Origin of the sequence: Pseudomonas mosselii, from assembly GCF_003205295.1 — a bacterium.
GTDB lineage: Bacteria > Pseudomonadota > Gammaproteobacteria > Pseudomonadales > Pseudomonadaceae > Aquipseudomonas > Aquipseudomonas mosselii_B.
The window spans coordinates 12544-29680 of the sequence record NZ_QJRP01000025.1; the positions used below are offsets into that span (position 1 = coordinate 12544).

The 17137-nt window shown below is 66.1% G+C and carries 13 protein-coding genes; 8 read left to right on the plus strand and 5 right to left on the minus strand.

Annotated features, from left to right (window positions below; genetic code table 11):
* Positions 1-34: 34 nt before the first annotated feature.
* Both DMX06_RS19725 and DMX06_RS19730 read right to left on the minus strand, forming a co-directional pair.
* Positions 35-1348 (minus strand): hypothetical protein, encoded by a 1314-nt coding sequence (locus tag DMX06_RS19725; protein ID WP_110738991.1) that lies wholly within the window; start codon positions 1346-1348, stop codon positions 35-37.
* Between the two features lie 132 nt (positions 1349-1480).
* Positions 1481-2974 carry an aldehyde dehydrogenase family protein gene (locus DMX06_RS19730; protein ID WP_110738992.1) on the minus strand — a complete coding sequence of 498 codons (1494 nt, stop codon included), beginning with the start codon at positions 2972-2974 and terminating at the stop codon, positions 1481-1483.
* Positions 2975-3372: 398 nt separating this feature from the next.
* On the opposite strand from DMX06_RS19730, the gene peaA reads away from it, so the two are divergent.
* From peaA to DMX06_RS19755, 5 genes are all read left to right on the plus strand, one after another.
* A complete protein-coding gene (gene peaA / locus DMX06_RS19735) occupies positions 3373-4938 on the plus strand; it encodes a quinohemoprotein amine dehydrogenase subunit alpha (RefSeq protein WP_110738993.1) in 1566 nt (521 codons plus the stop codon).
* A 35-nt stretch (positions 4939-4973) separates the two neighbouring features.
* Positions 4974-6404: a quinohemoprotein amine dehydrogenase maturation protein gene (gene peaB / locus DMX06_RS19740; RefSeq protein WP_110738994.1), complete on the plus strand. Its 1431-nt coding sequence runs from the start codon at positions 4974-4976 to the stop codon at positions 6402-6404.
* A 1-nt stretch (position 6405) separates the two neighbouring features.
* Positions 6406-6729, plus strand: coding sequence for a quinohemoprotein amine dehydrogenase subunit gamma (gene qhpC, locus DMX06_RS19745; protein WP_028692088.1), 324 nt, complete (start codon positions 6406-6408; stop codon positions 6727-6729).
* A 19-nt stretch (positions 6730-6748) separates the two neighbouring features.
* Positions 6749-7870 (plus strand): quinohemoprotein amine dehydrogenase subunit beta, encoded by a 1122-nt coding sequence (peaD, locus tag DMX06_RS19750; protein ID WP_110738995.1) that lies wholly within the window; start codon positions 6749-6751, stop codon positions 7868-7870.
* A 163-nt stretch (positions 7871-8033) separates the two neighbouring features.
* A complete protein-coding gene (locus DMX06_RS19755) occupies positions 8034-9716 on the plus strand; it encodes an AMP-binding protein (protein WP_110738996.1) in 1683 nt (560 codons plus the stop codon).
* A gap of 3 nt (positions 9717-9719) precedes the next feature.
* On the opposite strand, the gene DMX06_RS19760 is transcribed toward DMX06_RS19755, so the two are convergent.
* The 3 genes from DMX06_RS19760 to DMX06_RS19770 form a co-directional block, all read right to left on the minus strand.
* Positions 9720-10277 (minus strand): TetR/AcrR family transcriptional regulator, encoded by a 558-nt coding sequence (locus DMX06_RS19760; protein ID WP_110738997.1) that lies wholly within the window; start codon positions 10275-10277, stop codon positions 9720-9722.
* 233 nt (positions 10278-10510) lie between these two features.
* The gene (locus DMX06_RS19765) at positions 10511-11662 is read right to left on the minus strand and encodes an acyl-CoA dehydrogenase family protein (RefSeq protein ID WP_110738998.1); all 1152 of its coding nucleotides are present in this window, start codon (positions 11660-11662) and stop codon (positions 10511-10513) included.
* A gap of 16 nt (positions 11663-11678) precedes the next feature.
* Positions 11679-12749: an enoyl-CoA hydratase/isomerase family protein gene (locus DMX06_RS19770; protein WP_110738999.1), complete on the minus strand. Its 1071-nt coding sequence runs from the start codon at positions 12747-12749 to the stop codon at positions 11679-11681.
* Between the two features lie 406 nt (positions 12750-13155).
* Between DMX06_RS19770 and DMX06_RS19775 the strand changes: the two genes are divergently transcribed.
* The 3 genes from DMX06_RS19775 (at position 13156) to DMX06_RS19785 (ending at position 16968) form a co-directional block, all read left to right on the plus strand.
* Positions 13156-14004 (plus strand): helix-turn-helix transcriptional regulator, encoded by an 849-nt coding sequence (locus DMX06_RS19775; protein WP_110739000.1) that lies wholly within the window; start codon positions 13156-13158, stop codon positions 14002-14004.
* 68 nt (positions 14005-14072) lie between these two features.
* Complete coding sequence (locus DMX06_RS19780) at positions 14073-15563, plus strand: aldehyde dehydrogenase (protein ID WP_110739001.1); 1491 nt, start codon at positions 14073-14075, stop codon at positions 15561-15563.
* Positions 15564-15585: 22 nt separating this feature from the next.
* A complete protein-coding gene (locus DMX06_RS19785; RefSeq protein WP_110739002.1) occupies positions 15586-16968 on the plus strand; it encodes an aspartate aminotransferase family protein in 1383 nt (460 codons plus the stop codon).
* The last annotated feature ends 169 nt before the right edge of the window (positions 16969-17137 follow it).

Sequence of the window (17137 nt, forward strand, 5' to 3'; positions counted from 1 at the left end):
GCGAAGGGCCGCGCAGCGGCCCCATGATCTGGAATCAGAAGAAGGTCCCGACCACCAGCTGCAGGTAGGTCCCGCTCTCCCGGCCACCCAACTGCACGCCGCCATCCTGCGCACTGCGCTGCGGGGTATAGAACCCCACCAGCGGGCTGATCAGCCAGTGCTCGTTGACCATCCATTCCACATACAGGTCCACCTCGCGCCCACCCAGGTTGCCCTGGTCGGTCTTGAGCGTGTCGAAGTCGAAGTACAGCGCCCCCACGGTCAGGCCCTCTCGCGGCGTGGCCTTGAGCGCCACATGGTGTACTTGGGTGTTGCTGTTGAAGGGCCCGGCGTAGTTGGCCGCCACCTCGCCCTGGAACCAGGTGCCGTAGCCTCGGCTCAGGCCATAGAACAGCGGGTCGAAATGCTCCGAGAAGCGGCTGTAGCGGTAGGTGGCGGTGGGCGACCAGGGCAGTGCGCAGAAGGTCCAGTTGCCCTCCAGGTACCAGGCGTTCTCGCGCCCGCCGGTGCGGTCCTGGGTGACGTACTCGGCGGCCAGCTCCAGGTCCTTCACCCCCAGGTTGCCACGCCCGCGCAGGCTCACCGTGTCCATGCCGTCGCGGTGTTCCAGGCCGAGGATCTCGGCGTAGCGGCGGTCGACATCCAGGCCGTGGATCCAGCTCAGGCCCACGGTGCCCGCATCGCTGACATGCTCGAGGTTGGCCACCGCCATGGAGGTGTCGGCCTGGAACGGGTTGTCTGATTTGAGCCACATCAGGTCGCCACGCCAGCCTTGCTTGCCGCCCAGGCGCAGCACGGCGGTGCGGTCGAAGGCCTTGCGCGCCGCCAGGTAGTAGCCGCCGCCACGGTCGAAATCGGCGCCCAGGTCGACATTGCCGGCATTGACCGGGTCGCCCTGGATCAGGAAGCCGTCACCGAGGGTGATGACCTGGCGCCCCCCGGAGACATCGATGCCATCCTCACCGAGGGCCGGGAACAGGCTGCCTGAGCGCCAGCCGAGGTAGGCATCCTCGACGCCGGTGCGACGTTCGTCACCGAGGGTAAAGCCGGCGGCATCGCCATCGCCCCAGGTGGCCGAGCTGAGCAGGCTGAAGGCACCGTACAGCGTGCCGCTGTCGGCCAGGGCCTGGTTGGCGCTCAGGCCGTACTTGACGTAGCCCTCGCGCCAGTTGCTGCTGCCGGGCTGGCGGTTGCCGAACTGATCGAAGCTCTCGTCGCTGTGGAAGACGCCGAACAGGGCTTCGAGGTTGGCGTTCAGGGTGGTGCCGGCGTTGTTGTAGAGTTCATGGGCCTGGGTGAGGGGGGGGGCCAGCAGCAGGGCCAATGTGCAGGCGAGCTTGTGCGTCATGGTGTGCTCCATGTTTTTATTGTGTGTTCTGTAAGGTCTGTTGCGGCCTCTTCGCGGGTAAACCCGCTCCCACAGGGATCAGCGAATCCTGTGGGAGCGGGTTTACCCGCGAAGAGGCCGCTGCAGGAAGACTCAGAGCTTGATCAACACCGACTTCAGCTCGGTGTAGTGCTCGATCGCCGCCGCGCCCATCTCGCGGCCGACGCCGGAGAGCTTGTAGCCGCCGAACGGCAGCGCCGGATCCAGCGCGCTGTGGCAGTTCACCCACACCGACCCGGACTTGATCCGCGGGATCATCCGGTGCACCGCGGCGAGGTCGTTGGACCAGATGCTCGCGCCCAGCCCGTAGGGGTTGTCGTTGGCCATGCGCACCACCTCGTCGAGGTCGTCGAACGGCATGGCCACCAGCACCGGGCCGAAGATTTCCTCCTGCACCAGGCGGTGGTGCTGGTCCACGTCGACGATCACCGTCGGCTTGACGAAGTAGCCCGGGCCGAAGCCTTCGCCGCCGCAGGCGATGGTCGCGCCCAGTTCGCGGCCCAGGTCGATGTAGCCGGTGACCCGGTCCTGCTGCTTGGCCGAGATCAGCGGCCCCATCTGCACGGTGGGGTCCAGGCCGTTGCCCAGTTTCATGGCGTTGGCGATGCCGGCGATATCGGCTACCACGTTGTCGAAGTGCTTGCGGTGCACGTACAGCCGGGAGCCGGCGCAGCACACCTGGCCCTGGTTGAAGAAGATCGCCGTGGCGGCGCCGGCGGCGGCTTCCTGCAAGTTGGCGTCGGGCAGGACGATGGTCGGCGACTTGCCGCCCAGCTCCAGGGTGACGCGGGTCATGTTGTCCATGGCGGCCTTGCCGATCAGCTTGCCGACTTCGGTGGAGCCGGTGAAGGTCAGCTTGTCCACGCCCGGGTGGCGGCTAAGGGCGGCGCCGGCGTTCAGCCCGGTGCCGGTGATCACGTTGAACACACCGTCCGGGTAACCGGCCTCGTTCACCAGTTCGGCGAGTTTCAGCGCGGTCAGCGGAGTTTCGTCGGCAGGCTTGAGGACCACGGTGCAGCCGGTGGCCAGGGCCGGGCCGAGCTTCCAGCAGGCCAGCAGCAGCGGGAAGTTCCAGGCAACGATGGCACCGACCACGCCGACCGCTTCGCGGCGGATGAAGCCGTGGAACTCATCGTCGGGCATCAGCGGCAGCGAGGGCTCGACTGTGCTGCCTTCGAGCTTGGTGGCCCAGCCGGCCATGTAGCGCAAAAAATCGATGGCCAATTGCACGTCCATTACCTGGGCCACGGCGGCGCTCTTGCCGTTGTTCAGGCATTCCAGCTCGGCCAGCTCCCGGGCATCGCGCTGCATCAGGTCGGCCAGGCGCCACAGCAGGTTCTGCCGCTCGCGTGGGCGCAGGCGGCTCCAGGCCGACTGCTCGAACGCCTGGCGGGCGGCCTGCACGGCGCGGTCCACGTCCTGCGCCTCGGCCGCGGGCACCTCGCCGAGGACCTCGCCGGTAGCCGGGTTACGCAAGGTCATGGTGCGACCGCTGGCGGCGTCCTGCCAGTCGGCGCCGATGCGCATCCTGAGCTTGCGTGCGAGGAAGTCGCGTGTGGCGGGGAGGATCGGCAGTTCGGAATGCATGGGGCGGTGCCTCTTGTCATGGTTGTGACCAGGGCTGGGGCAATGGGCGTGCCAAGGGACTCGGATGCCGGGCAAGGCCCGGCTAGCGGTGGCTTTTGCCTGATTGGGAGTGAAACGAATCAGGGTTGATCTGTTGCATATTGAGATCGGGTGAGACGTCATGTGACACAGGTCCACGGGTGCTGGGACGGGTGTCTCAAGGTGAAACACCCAGTCGCGAAATGGGACGTTCACCTACAACCCGAAACGCTGTCCCTTACCCGCAAAACCAGGGCAACTCACTGATCCAAAACATTTTTGCTGCAACTGGCACACTTCATGTATCGCAACTGTCACATGCACACCGCTGTACCCAAGCGTGCGAATAACGATAAGAACAACACCGTGGAGGTCTGACCTTGAAGACGACTCGACTCCGGCGGCAGGCGGGCACACTGGCGCTGGTCGCCACCGCACTGCTGGCCGCCCAGGCCATGGCGGCCGAGCAGGGCCCGAGCCTGTTGCAGAACAAGTGCATGGGTTGCCATATCCCCGAAGGCAACGACAGCTACAGCCGCATCAGCCACCAGCGCAAGACCCCGGAAGGCTGGCTGATGAGCATCGCCCGCATGCAGGTGATGCATGGCCTTTCGATCAGCGACGACGACCGCCGCACCTTGGTCAAGTACCTGGCCGACAAGCAGGGCCTGGCGCCCAGCGAGACCGAGGGCGTGCGCTACGCCATGGAGCGCCGGCTGAACACCGTCGAGCACTTCGACGATCAGCTCAGCCAGATGTGCGGGCGCTGCCACTCCGGTGCCCGGGTCGCCCTGCAGCGGCGTCCGGCCAAGGAATGGGAACACCTGGTCAACTTCCACCTCGGCCAGTGGCCGTCCCTCGAATACCAGGCCCAGGCCCGCGACCGCGACTGGCTGGACATCGCCCTCAAGCAGATGGTGCCGGACCTGGCCAAGCGCTTCCCCCTCGACAATACGGCCTGGGCCGAGTGGCTCAAGGCGCGGCCCGAGTCCAAGGTCCTGGCCGGGCAATGGGCGTTCAGCGGCCACATGCTGGCCAAGGGCGACGTGCGCGGGGTGATGACGGTCAGCGCCGAGCAGGGCGACACCTTCAAGGTCGAACTCAAGGGCGCCTATGCCGATGGCACGCCGTTCAACGGCAGCGGCTCGGCGATCCTCTACAACGGCTATGAGTGGCGCGGCAACGTCAAGGTCGGCGAGGCCAACCTGCGCCAGGTGTTCGCCGCCATCGACGGCCAGATGAAGGGCCGCATGTTCGAGGCCGATCACGACGAGCGTGGCTTGGACTTCAGTGCCGCCAAGGCCGGCCAGGGCCGCCTGCTGGCGGTGCAGCCGGCGTTCATCAAGGCCGGCAGCGACAGCGAGATCACCCTGGTGGGTAGCGACCTGTCCGGCAAGCCCGACCTGGGCGCGGGCGTCGAGGTGACCGAGGTGCTTGAGTCGACGCCGACGCTGATCCGGGTCAAGGCACGTGCCGCCAGGGACGCCGCCGCTGGCCAGCGCGAGGTCGCGGTGGGCGCGCTCAAGGGCGTGCAACTGGCGGTGTACGACAAGGTCGAGGAGGTCAAGGTGGTGCCGGCATTCTCCATTGCCCGCATCGGCGAGAACGGCGCCTCGGTGCCCAAGGTCCAGGGCCGCTTCGAGGCCGAGGCCTGGGGCAAGGACGCCAGCGGCCAGCCGCTGCGCATCGGCTACCTGCCGGCCACTTGGAAGGTCGAGCCGTTCAATGAGCGCGCGGTCGAGGACGAGGACGTCCGGTTCGCCGGGCAGATGCAGGCCGATGGCGTGTTCGTGCCGGGCGGGGCAGGGCCCAACCCCGCGCGCAAGATGATGACCAACAACGCCGGCAACCTGAAGGTGATCGCCACCCTCGCCGACGGCGGCCAGCAGGGCGAGGGGCACATGATCGTCACCGTGCAACGCTGGAACAATCCGCCACTGCCATAGGCATCAACTGACGCATCGAATCCCGAGAGGTCGCCATGGGCGCACTACTGAACCTGGTCGAACGCAACCTGCACGAAGTGCAGGTGGATGCCGACCGCATGCTGTTCCATATCCCCAGCAGTTCGCTGTTCGCCGCTGACGCGGTGACCGGCGGCATCATCGACACCTTGCGCCGCCAGGGCTGCTCCGCCGAGGAGCTGATGCAACGCCTCGGCCAGCAGTTTTCCGGGCAGGACATCGAGGAAACCCTGCGCGAGCTGATCGCCCTGGAGGTGGTCAGCGACGGCTCGCCGCTGACGCCGGAGATCGCCCTGAAACAGGTCGAGCGCACGGCGCTGAACACCGTGGTGCTCAACGTCAACACCGGCTGCAACCTGAGCTGCACCTACTGCTACAAGGAAGACCTCGACAAGCCGTCGGCCGGGCGCAAGATGAACACGGCCACCGCCGAGGCCTCGGTGGAGATGCTGCTCAAGGAGTCGCCCGACGAGCAGCGCTACAGCGTGGTGTTCTTCGGTGGCGAGCCGCTGTCCAACCGGGCGCTGATCGAGCACATGGTGGCTTACTGCGAGCGGCGCTTCGCCGAGGTAGGCAAGCAGGTCGAGTTCATCATGACCACCAACGCCACCTTGCTCACCGAGGAAATCGTCGACTGGCTCGACGCTCATCGTTTCGGTTTGTCGGTCAGCATCGACGGGCCCAAGACCGTGCACGACCGCAACCGTATCACCGTGGGCGGGCAGGGCACCTATGACGTGGTGCGGCGCAAGGCCGACATGCTGCTGTCGCGCTACCGCAGCCGGCCGGTGGGGGCGCGGGTCACCCTGACCCGTGGCATCACCGACGTCGAGACCATCTGGAACCATCTGTTCAACGACCTGGGGTTCGCCGAGGTCGGTTTCGCCCCGGTGACCTCCGGCGACATGGCCGACTTCAACCTCACAGGCGACGAGCTGGTGCAGGTGTTCGCCAACATGAAGGCCCTGGGCCGGCGCTACCTGGAGGCGGCGCTGGAGCACCGCAACATCGGTTTCTCCAACCTGCACCAGTTGATCACCGATATCCACGAGGGTCACAAGAAGGCCCTGCCGTGCGGGGCCGGGCTGAAGATGCTGGCGGTGGACCACGAGGGCGAGCTGAACCTGTGCCACCGTTTCACCGGTTCCAGCCTGCCGACCTTCGGCAACGTGCACCAGGGCGTGAAGCAGGCGCAGCTCAATGACTTTCTCTCGCAGCGCCTGGACCGCAGCGGCACCGGCTGCGACAGCTGCCGCATCCGCAACCTGTGCTCCGGCGGCTGCTACCACGAGAGCTACGCCCGCTACGGCGATCCGCAGCACCCGACCTACCACTACTGCGAGCTGATGCGCGACTGGGTCGACTTCGGCATCGAGGTCTACAGCCGCATCATGGCCGCCAACCCGGCCTTCATCGATCGCTACATCACTCCCAGGAAGGCGCACTGACATGAAGCACCTCAAACCGCTGAACAACAAGGCGCGTATCCTCGAACAAGCCGCCGCCGAAGACCGCGTCGACGAAGTGTTGGCCATGAGCGCCGTGGCCGGCTGCACCGCCACCACCGACCCGGGTTGGGAAGTGGATGCCTTCGGCGGCGTCAGCTCGCTGTGCCAGCCGATGGAGGCCGACCTTTACGGCTGCTCCGACCCTTGCTGGTGGCCGGCCCAGGTGCCGGACATGATGAGCACCTACCAGGACTGGAACGCCCAGGCGAGCAACTCCGCCGAAGACTGGCGCAACCTCGGCACCGTATTCCCGAAAGACAAATAGAATGACAAGGGGAAACCGCATGAAAGCTGGATTCTGCGCGCAGCTCGCGCTCACCATTGCTGCCACGATCTGCGCCTGGGCGGCCCAGGCAGATGATGCAGGCCCGGCCTTGAAGGCGGGCCATGAATACCTGATCGCCACCAACTACCCGAACAACCTGCATGTGGTCGAGGTGGCCAGCGACACGCTGTACAAGACCTGTCGCATGCCCGATTCGTTCGGCCCCGGCACGGCGATGATGGCGCCGGATAACCGCACCGCCTACGTGCTGAACAACCACTTCGCCGATATCTACGGCATCGACCTGGACAGCTGCAAGACCACCTTCCACGCCAACCTCTCCAGCGTGCCGGGCGAGGTCGCCAAGGCCATGTACTCCTTCGCCATCAGCCCCGACGGCAAGGAGGTCTACGCCACGGTCAACCCGAGCCAGCGCATGAACGACCACTACGTGGTCAAACCGCCGCGTCTGGAGGTGTTTCGCACCAGCGACGGCCTCGACGCCAAGCCCGTGCGCAGCTTCCCGATGCCGCGCCAGGTCTACCTGATGCGCGCCGCCGACGATGGCAGCCTGTACGTGGCCGGGCCGGACATCTACAAGCTTGACGTCAAGACCGGCAAGTACAGCGTCGCGCTGCCGCTGCGCAGCTGGAACCGCCCAGGCTACAGCGCGCCAGACGTACTGTACTTCTGGCCGCACCAGAGTTCGCGGCATGAGTTCTCGATGCTCTACACCATTGCGAAGTTCAAGGATGCCAAGCAGGACCCGGCCACCGCCGAGCCGCTGTACGGCTACCTGAGCATCGACCTGAAGACTGGCAAGGCCCACACCCAGGAGTTCGCCGAGCTGACCGAGCTGTACTTCACCGGCCTGCGCTCGCCGAAGGACCCGAACCAGATGTACGGCGTGCTCAACCGCCTGGCCCGTTACGACATCCAGCAGAAGAAACTGGTCAAGGCCGCCAATCTCGACCATACCTACTACTGCGTGACCTTCGACAAGGCCGGCGACAAGCTCTACCTGGGCGGCACCTTCAACGACCTGGCGGTGTTCGACCCGAACACGCTGGAGAAGGTGAAGAACATCAAGCTGCCTGGTGGCGACATGTCGACCACCACGCCGCAGGTGTTCATCCGCTAGCGGCCCGGGGCTGCACATCCCCCTTGTAGGAGCGGCCTTGTGCCGCGAAAGGGCTGCAAAGCAGCCCCATTCTCGCTGTGACGCTGAAATCGCCGGGGGCGCTGCGCGCCCCTTTCGCGGCACAAGGCCGCTCCTACAGGGATCGCACAACAAGAGAGCCCCTATGCCCCAGCCCAGCCATACCCAAGGCTCAAAAGCCACTCCATTGCTTACCCACTGCATCGGCGACGCCTTCGACGCCACGGTCGGCCGCTTCCCCGACCGCGAGGCCCTGGTGGTCCGCCACCAGCACCTGCGCTACACCTGGCAGCAGCTGGCAGAGGCCGTCGACCAGCACGCCCGCGCCCTGATGGACCTGGGCCTGCAGGCCGGCGACCGCCTGGGCATCTGGGCGCCCAACTGCGCCGAGTGGTGCATCACCCAGTTCGCCAGCGCCAAGATCGGCGCGATCCTGGTCAACATCAACCCGGCCTACCGTATCAGTGAACTGGAATACGCCCTTAGCCAGTCGGCCTGCCAATGGGTGATCTGCGCCGACGCCTTCAAGACCTGCGACTACCACGCCATGCTGCTGGACCTGGCGCCCGAGCTCGGCGCCTGCCGCCCGGGCGAGCTGCACAGCGCGCGCCTGCCCGAGCTGCGCGGGGTCATCAGCCTGGCCGCCACGCCCCCCAATGGCTTCCTGGCCTGGTCGGCATTGCAGGCCCGCGCCGGCGAAACCGACGCTGAACAGTTGGCCGCACGCCAGGCCAGCCTGCACCGGCACGAGCCGATCAACATCCAGTACACCTCCGGCACCACCGGTTTCCCCAAGGGCGCGACCCTCAGCCACCACAACATCCTCAACAACGGCTACATGGTCGGCGAAAGCCTCGGGCTGACCGAGCACGACCGGCTGGTGGTGCCGGTGCCGCTGTACCACTGCTTCGGCATGGTCATGGCCAACCTCGGCTGCATGACCCACGGCAGCACCCTGATCTACGCCAGCGACGCCTTCGACCCGCTGCTCACCCTGCAGGCCGTGGCAGAAGAGCGCGCCACCGCGCTGTACGGCGTACCGACCATGTTCATCGCCGAGCTCGACCACCCGCGCCGCCACGAGTTCGACCTGGGCAGCCTGCGCACCGGCATCATGGCCGGCGCCACCTGCCCGATCGAGGTGATGCGCCGGGTGATCGACGAGATGCACATGGGCGAGGTGCAGATCGCCTACGGCATGACCGAGACCAGCCCGGTGTCGTTGCAGACCGGCGCCGACGACGACCTGGAGCGCCGGGTGACCAGCGTCGGCCGGACCCAGCCGTGGCTGGAGAGCAAGGTGATCGACAGCGCAGGCGCTACCCTGGCGCGCGGCGAGATCGGCGAGCTGTGCACCCGCGGCTACAGCGTGATGCTCGGCTACTGGAACAACCCCAAGGCCACCGCCGAGAGCGTCGATGCCGATGGCTGGATGCACACCGGTGACCTTGCGGTGATGGACGACGAAGGCTATGTGCGCATCGTCGGCCGCAGCAAGGACATGATCATCCGCGGCGGCGAGAACATCTACCCGCGGGAGCTGGAGGAGTTCTTCTTTACCCATCCGGCGGTGGCCGACGTGCAGGTGATCGGCATTCCCTGCAGCCGCTATGGCGAGGAGATCGTCGCCTGGATCCGCCTGCACCCAGGGCAGGCGCTGGGCGCGGACGAGCTGCGCGAATGGGCGCGGGCGCGCATCGCGCATTTCAAGGTGCCGCGTCATTTGCGCTTCGTCGACGCGTTCCCGATGACGGTGACCGGCAAGGTACAGAAGTTCAGGATGCGTGAGATCAGCATCGAGGAACTGACTGGCGGCACCGATCGATAGTCGTCAGCCCTGTGGTCGGGCGCCGTTGAGGAACAGCTGCTCGATCGTCTGCGCGGTGTTGGCGCTGGCGGCGCGGCCACGGTGCTCGGCATCGACCATGCCGTAGATCATGGTCATGAACATTTCGGTGAACACCGCCGCGCTGATGTCGATGCGCAGCACGCCCAGTTGCTGGGTGCGCAGGAAGAACGCGTCCATGGCCTGGATATAGGCCTGCCAGCGCAGGTCCTCGGCGTCGTTGAGCAAGGTGTCGGGGCGGTACTGGAACATCAGGAACATCAGCAACTCGCGATGCTTGAGATGTTCGGCGATCAGGTGACGAATGCCGGCCAGCGGTTCGATGCGTTCCAGGTCGGCTTCGAGGATGACCTGGTTGAGCACTTGCTCGCCATGGTCCTCGAGCAGCTTCACCAGGTTGTCGCGGGTGCCGCAGAAGCGGTGCAGGGTGGCTTTGCTGACCCCGGCGGTTTCCGCCAGCTCCTTGAGAGTGGCGCGGGGGTGGACGACAATGGCCTGGGCCAGCGCCTTGAGCAGGCGCTCTTCCTGGAGGGTTCTACGCATGTGGGACCTCGAGTCGGGATTCAGCGACGAAATATCCACAATTGTATCATATGAGACGAATAAATCTCATGAAGGGCACGCGTTCCCTGTAGGAGCGGCCTTGCGTCGCGAAAGGGCTGCGTAGCAGCCCCGGGATTTCAGCGTAAATGCAAAGATTGCCGGGGCCGCTTTGCGGCCCTTTCGCGGCACAAGGCCGCTCCTACAGAGGGGCGGATATAACCTGATGTCTTGCCTCAGACCGTATAATGCTTCAACTCACGCGCAATCAACATGCGCTGGATTTCGCTGGAACCCTCGTAGATCTGGGTAATGCGCGCATCGCGATAGTACTTCTCCACCGGGTAGTCTTCCAGGTAGCCATACCCGCCATGCACCTGGATCGCCATCGAGCAGACCCGCTCGGCCATTTCCGAGGCGAACAGCTTGGCCTGGGAGGCCTCCGACAGGCAAGGCTTGCCGGCGCTGCGCAGGCGCGCGGCATGCAGGATCAGCAGGCGAGCAGCGTTGACCTGCACCTGCATGTCGGCCAGCAGGTTGGCGATGCTCTGGTGCTCGTTGATCGGCTTGCCGAACTGGATGCGCTCGCGGGAATAGGTCAGCGCCGCTTCGAAGGCCGCGCGGGCGATGCCCAGGGCCTGGGCGGCGATGCCGATGCGTCCGCCTTCGAGGTTGGACAGGGCGATGGCCAGGCCCTTGCCGCGCTCGCCCAGCAGGTTGACGGCCGGGATGCGGCAGTTGTCCAGGGTCACGGCGCAGGTGTCGGAGGCGCGGATGCCCATCTTGTGTTCGCTGCGGTCGACCTTGAAGCCTGGGTTGTCGGTGGGCACCAGGAAGGCCGAGAGGCCTTTCTTGCCCAGCTCCGGGTCGGTAACGGCGAAGACGATGGCCAGCTTGGCGCGGCGGGCGTTGCTGACGAACTGCTTGGCGCCGTTGATCACCCACTGGCCATCGACAAGCTCGGCGCGGGTGCGCAGGTTGTGGGCCTCGGAACCGGCCTGGGGCTCGGTCAGGCAGAAGCAGCCGATCGCCTCGCCGCTGGCCAGTTGCGGCAACCAGTCCTGCTGCTGCTCGGGCGTGCCGTAGGCCAGCAGCGGGCCGCAGCCCACCGAGTTGTGGATGCTCATCATCGCCCCGGTGGCGCCATCGGCGGCGGAGATTTCCTCCACCGCCAGGGCATAGGCCACGTAGTCGGTGTAGCTGCCGCCGAACTGTTCCGGGGCGACCATGCCGAGCAGGCCCAGTTCGCCCATCTTGCGCACCACGTCATCGTCGATCCAGCCGGCCTTTTCCCAGGCCTGGGCATGGGGCGCGATCTCGCCGCGGGCGAAATCGCGGGCCATGTCGCGGATCATGATCTGCTCTTCGCTCAGTTCCAGGTCTTGCATCTGTGTACTCCCGGGCTCACAGGCCTTCGAAGAATTGGTCGACCCGCTGGGCGGTGAGACCGGCCAGGGTCGGCGGGTTCCAGCGGGGTTGCTTGTCCTTGTCGACGATCAGGGCGCGCACGCCTTCGATGATATCGCCATGGGCGAACCACTGGCGGTCGATGTGCAGTTCCATGGCGAAGCAGTCTTCCAGGGCCAGGTGGCGGCCGCGGCGCAGCAGTTCCAGGGTCACGGCCATGGCCAATGGCGAGCGGGTTTCCAGCAGGTCGGCGGTGTCCAGCGCCCACTGACGACTGTCGCCGATGGTCACGGCGCGCAGTTGCTCGATGATGCTCGGCAGGTCGGGCAGGGCGAAGAAGTGGTCGATCACCGGGCGCAGTTGCGCCAGTGGCGCGTCCGCCAAGGTCTGGGTGCCCAACCTGGCGAGCAGGCCTTGCAGGTCCTTGAGCGGGTTGGCGCCGAAGGTCAGGCGGTCTAGCCCGTCATCCAGGGCCGCGAGCTTTTCACTGTCGATGTACCAGTCGGCCAGGCCGCAGTGGAGGGCATCGGCAGCCTTGATCTGGCTGCCGCTGACGCCCAGATAGATACCCAGTTCGCCCGGTACCCGGGGCAGGAAGTAGCTGCCACCGACATCCGGGAAGTAGCCGATGCCCACTTCGGGCATGCCCAGGCGGCTGCGTTCGGTGACGATGCGCAGGTCGCAACCCTGGGCCAGGCCCATGCCGCCGCCGAGGGTGAAGCCGTCCATCAGCACCAGCACCGGCTTGCGGTAGCGGTGGATGCACAGGTCCAGGGCGTATTCCTCGACGAAGAAGTCCTCGTGCAGTTTCTCGCCGGCCTTGTAGCTGTCGTGCAGCGAACGGATATCGCCACCGGCGCAGAAGCCCTTGGGCCCCTCGCCACGCAGCATCACGGCGTGCACCTGCGGGTCCTGGGCCCACTGGTCGAGGTGGTGCTGCAGGTTGCGCACCATCTCCAGGGTCAGGGCGTTCAGGCCGGAGGGGCGGTTGAGGGTGAGGTGGCCAATGTGGTTGCGGACCTCGGCCAATACCTGATCCGTTGCCGAGGGTTGAGCGTGCGCGGTCATCGCGGTCTCCCTGCTTTGTTATTGATTTTCCAAGTGAAGTCCTGGAATGCGCGGGCGGATCGAGCGATCCTGTCATGCAAAATTACCCTGCACAATTGGCAAATCTGCAGGGCTATCCTGCATTTTTATCGCCATGCGCATTCCAAGTCTGATGCAGCACTGTAGCAATTCCACGCAATCTGTAGGAGCGGCCTTGCGTCGCGAAAGGGCTGCGCAGCAGCCCCAGGATCTCAGCGTCAAAGCAGAGATCGCCGGGGCCGCCGTGCGGCCCTTTCGCGACGCAAGGCCGCTCCTACAGGGATCGTGCAGCAATTGAGACTGGCTCCTCACCCCGAAGGGTGATAGCCGCCCCGTCCCCCCCATGAAACAATCCCGTCCAGCACTCACCCTGGCGGGGACAACAACAATGAGCAACGCCCAGCTGAATTCGCCCGACTGGTATGCGCAGATGGCCCGCGTGGTCGACGCCATCGGCACGCCCGGGTTCGTCGAGGCGTTGTTCGCCGCCCTCAACCAACTGGCGCCATGCCAGGCCATCACGGTGTTCCTGTACCCACGCAAGGGCCTGCCCTCGGCGCTGTTCGCCAAGGATGACGAGGGACCCTGGCTGCCCGAGGGCAACGTGCAGAAGTACCTCGAAGGCTACTACCTGCTGTGTCCGTTCTACCGCGCCTGCATGGACGGCGTGCCCGCCGGTTGCTATCGCCTGAGCGATGTCGCCCCGGACCACTTCAAGCGCAGCGAGTACTACACCTCGTTCTACCAGCACGCGCATCTGGAGGACGAACTCAACTACCTGGTGCCGCTGGACGCCCAGCTGACGATCGCCGTGGCCCTTGGCAGCACCCGGCGCCTGGGCAGCCGTCAGGTGGCCGAGCTCAAGTGCGTCGCCGCCTGGGTGGTGGCGGTGGTGCGCCGCCACTGGGGGCAGCTGGATGCCGAGGCCCTGGGCGGGCGCTTTGAAAGCGCGCTGGGGCGGCAGATCAACGCCGCGCTGAACAATTTCGGCTCCTCCTTGCTCACCGAGCGTGAATGCCATGTCGCCCAGTACCTGCTGCGCGGCCATTCCACACGCTCGCTGGCCGAGCGCCTGGGAATCAGCGAAGACACCGTCAAGACCCACCGCAAGAACCTCTACGCCAAGCTCGACATCGCCACCCAGGCCGAGCTGTTCTCGTTGTTCATCGCCTCGCTGGCCCAGGCCCAGGAAGGCCTGAGCAAGGACCCGCTGGAAAGCTACCTGCGACGGCGCTGAACCACCGCTTCACCTCATCCAGTCAATGACAATCACCGGCCCCGCGTGTGGCCGGAGGGGAGACCTGCGTGCATACGAAAAGCGATTGGCAGCAGCGCGCTGCACAGCAAAGCTTCATCACCACCGCGTTGATCGACGGCCGCCCGGTGACGGCCCGCGACGGCGCCACCTTCGCCGCCATCAACCCGGCGACCGAGCAGTGCCTGGCCCAGGTCGCCGCCTGCGCCGACCACGAGATCGACCAGGCGGTGCGGGCCGCCCGCCGTGCCTTCGAGCACGGCCCTTGGGCACGCATGGCGCCGGCCGAGCGCAAGCGCGTGCTGCTGCGCCTGGCCGAGCTGATGCTGGCCCACCGCGAGGAACTGGCGCTGCTCGACTCGCTGAACATGGGCAAGCCGGTGATGGACGCCTACAACATCGACGTACCCGGCGCCGCTCACGTCTTCGCCTGGTACGGCGAGGCGCTGGACAAGCTCTACGACCAGGTCGCGCCTACCGCCGCCAGTGCCGTGGCGATGATCAGCCGCGAGGCGCTGGGCGTCATCGGCGCGGTGGTGCCGTGGAACTTCCCGCTGGACATGGCCGCCTGGAAGGTCGCCCCGGCACTGGCCGCAGGCAACAGCGTGGTGCTCAAGCCCGCCGAGCAGTCGCCATTCTCGGCCCTGCGACTGGCGGAGCTTGCATTGCAGGCCGGCCTGCCGGAAGGCGTGCTCAACGTGGTGCCGGGGCTGGGCGAAACGGCGGGTCGCGCCCTGGGCCTGCACCCTGATGTGGACTGCCTGGTGTTCACCGGTTCCACCCAGGTGGGCAAGTACTTCATGCAGTACTCGGCGCAGTCCAACCTCAAGCAGGTCTGGCTCGAATGCGGCGGCAAGAGCCCGAACCTGGTGTTCGACGATTGCCGCGACCTCGACCTGGCGGCGCAGAAGGCGGCGTTCGGCATTTTCTTCAACCAGGGCGAGGTGTGTTCGGCCAACTCGCGGCTGTATGTGCAGCGCTCGATCCATGAAGAGTTCGTCGAGCGCCTGCTGCGCCAGGCCCGTGAATGGCTGCCGGGCGATCCGCTGGATCCGGCCAGCCGCGCCGGCGCCATCGTCGATGCCGGCCAGGCTGCGCGCATCGAGGCGGCCATCGCCCAGGGCCGGGCCGAGGGCGCGCGCCTGCTGTGCGGTGGCGAGCGCCTGAGCGTGAATGGCTCGCACAACTTCATCACACCGACGATCTTCACCGACGTGCGCCAGGACATGGCCCTGGCCCGCGAGGAGATCTTCGGCCCGGTGCTGGCGGTCAGCGCCTTCGACGACGAGGAACAGGCCATCGCCCTGGCCAACGACAGCGTCTACGGCCTGGCCGCGTCGGTCTGGAGCGACGACCTCAACCGCGCCCACCGCGTGGCCCGGCGGCTGAAGGCCGGCACGGTGTCGGTCAACACCGTCGATGCCCTGGACGTGACCGTGCCGTTCGGCGGCGGCCGCCAGTCCGGTTTCGGCCGCGATCTCTCGCTGCATTCGTTCGACAAGTACACCCAGCTCAAGACCACCTGGATCCAGCTGCGCTGACATTCACCCGAGGAGAACAACAATGAACGCACCTTTCTCGCCCAAACGCGACACCCGCGACTACCAGGCCAGTGACGCCGCCCACCACATCCACGCCTTCCTCGACCAGAAGGCGCTCAACGCCGAGGGGCCACGGGTCATCACCCGCGGTGAAGGCCTGTACCTGTGGGACAACGATGGCCGCCGCTACCTGGACGGCATGTCCGGCCTGTGGTGCACCCAGCTCGGTTATGGCCGCAAGGACCTGACCGCCGCCGCCGCCGCGCAGATGGACCAGCTGGCGTACTACAACATGTTCTTCCATACCACCCACCCGGCGGTGATCGAACTGTCCGAGCTGCTGTTCAGCCTGTTGCCGGGCCACTACAGCCACGCCATCTATACCAACTCCGGCTCCGAGGCCAACGAGGTGCTGATCCGCACCGTGCGCCGCTACTGGCAGGTGGTCGGCCAGCCGAGCAAGAAGATCATGATCGGCCGCTGGAATGGCTACCACGGCTCGACCCTGGCGGCCACGGCGCTGGGGGGAATGAAGTTCATGCACGAAATGGGCGGGCTGATCCCGGATGTCGCGCATATCGACGAGCCTTACTGGTTCGCCGCAGGTGGCGAGCTGACCCCGGCCGAGTTCGGCCGCCGCTGCGCCCTGCAGCTGGAGGAGAAGATCCTCGAGTTGGGCGCCGAGAACGTCGCCGGTTTCATTGCCGAGCCGTTCCAGGGGGCCGGGGGCATGATCTTTCCGCCCGAGAGCTACTGGCCCCAGATCCAGCGCATCTGCCGCCAGTACGATGTGCTGCTGTGCGCCGACGAGGTGATTGGCGGTTTCGGCCGCACCGGCGAATGGTTCGCCCACCAGCACTTTGGTTTCGAGCCCGACACCCTGTCTATCGCCAAGGGCCTGACCAGCGGCTACGTGCCCATGGGGGGCCTGGTGCTGAGCAAGCGCATCGCCGAGGCGCTGGTGGAGCGGGGCGGGGTGTTCGCCCACGGCCTGACCTATTCCGGCCACCCGGTGGCGGCCGCGGTAGCCGTGGCCAACCTCAAGGCCCTGCGCGACGAAGGCATCGTGCGCCAGGTCAAGGATGACACCGGGCCGTACCTGCAGCGCATCCTGCGCGAGGTATTCGCCGATCACCCGCTGATCGGCGAGGTGCAAGGCGCCGGGCTGGTGGCAGCGTTGCAGTTCGTCGAGGACAAGGCCACGCGCAAGCGCTTCGCCAACGAGAGCGACCTGGCCTGGCAGTGCCGCACCTTCGGTTTCGAGGAAGGGGTGATCATTCGCTCGACCCTGGGGCGGATGATCATGGCGCCAGCGCTGGTGGCCAGCCGGGGCGAACTGGATGAGCTGGTGGAGAAGACCCGTATTGCGGTGGATCGCGTGGCGGGGATGGTTGCGCGGCGCTGAGTGCGAAGAGGAGTCGCCAAAAACATCAGATACTGCTTGGCATCCGAAATGCGCTTTGCTGGCAGGCCCCGGCTTGCCAGGTCGCGCGGGCGTTTCTGGCACCAGTGAAACTGGCTGACAGGGTGCAAAATTCATGGCCCTCAAATATTGCGAAACCTGCTTTTCCACC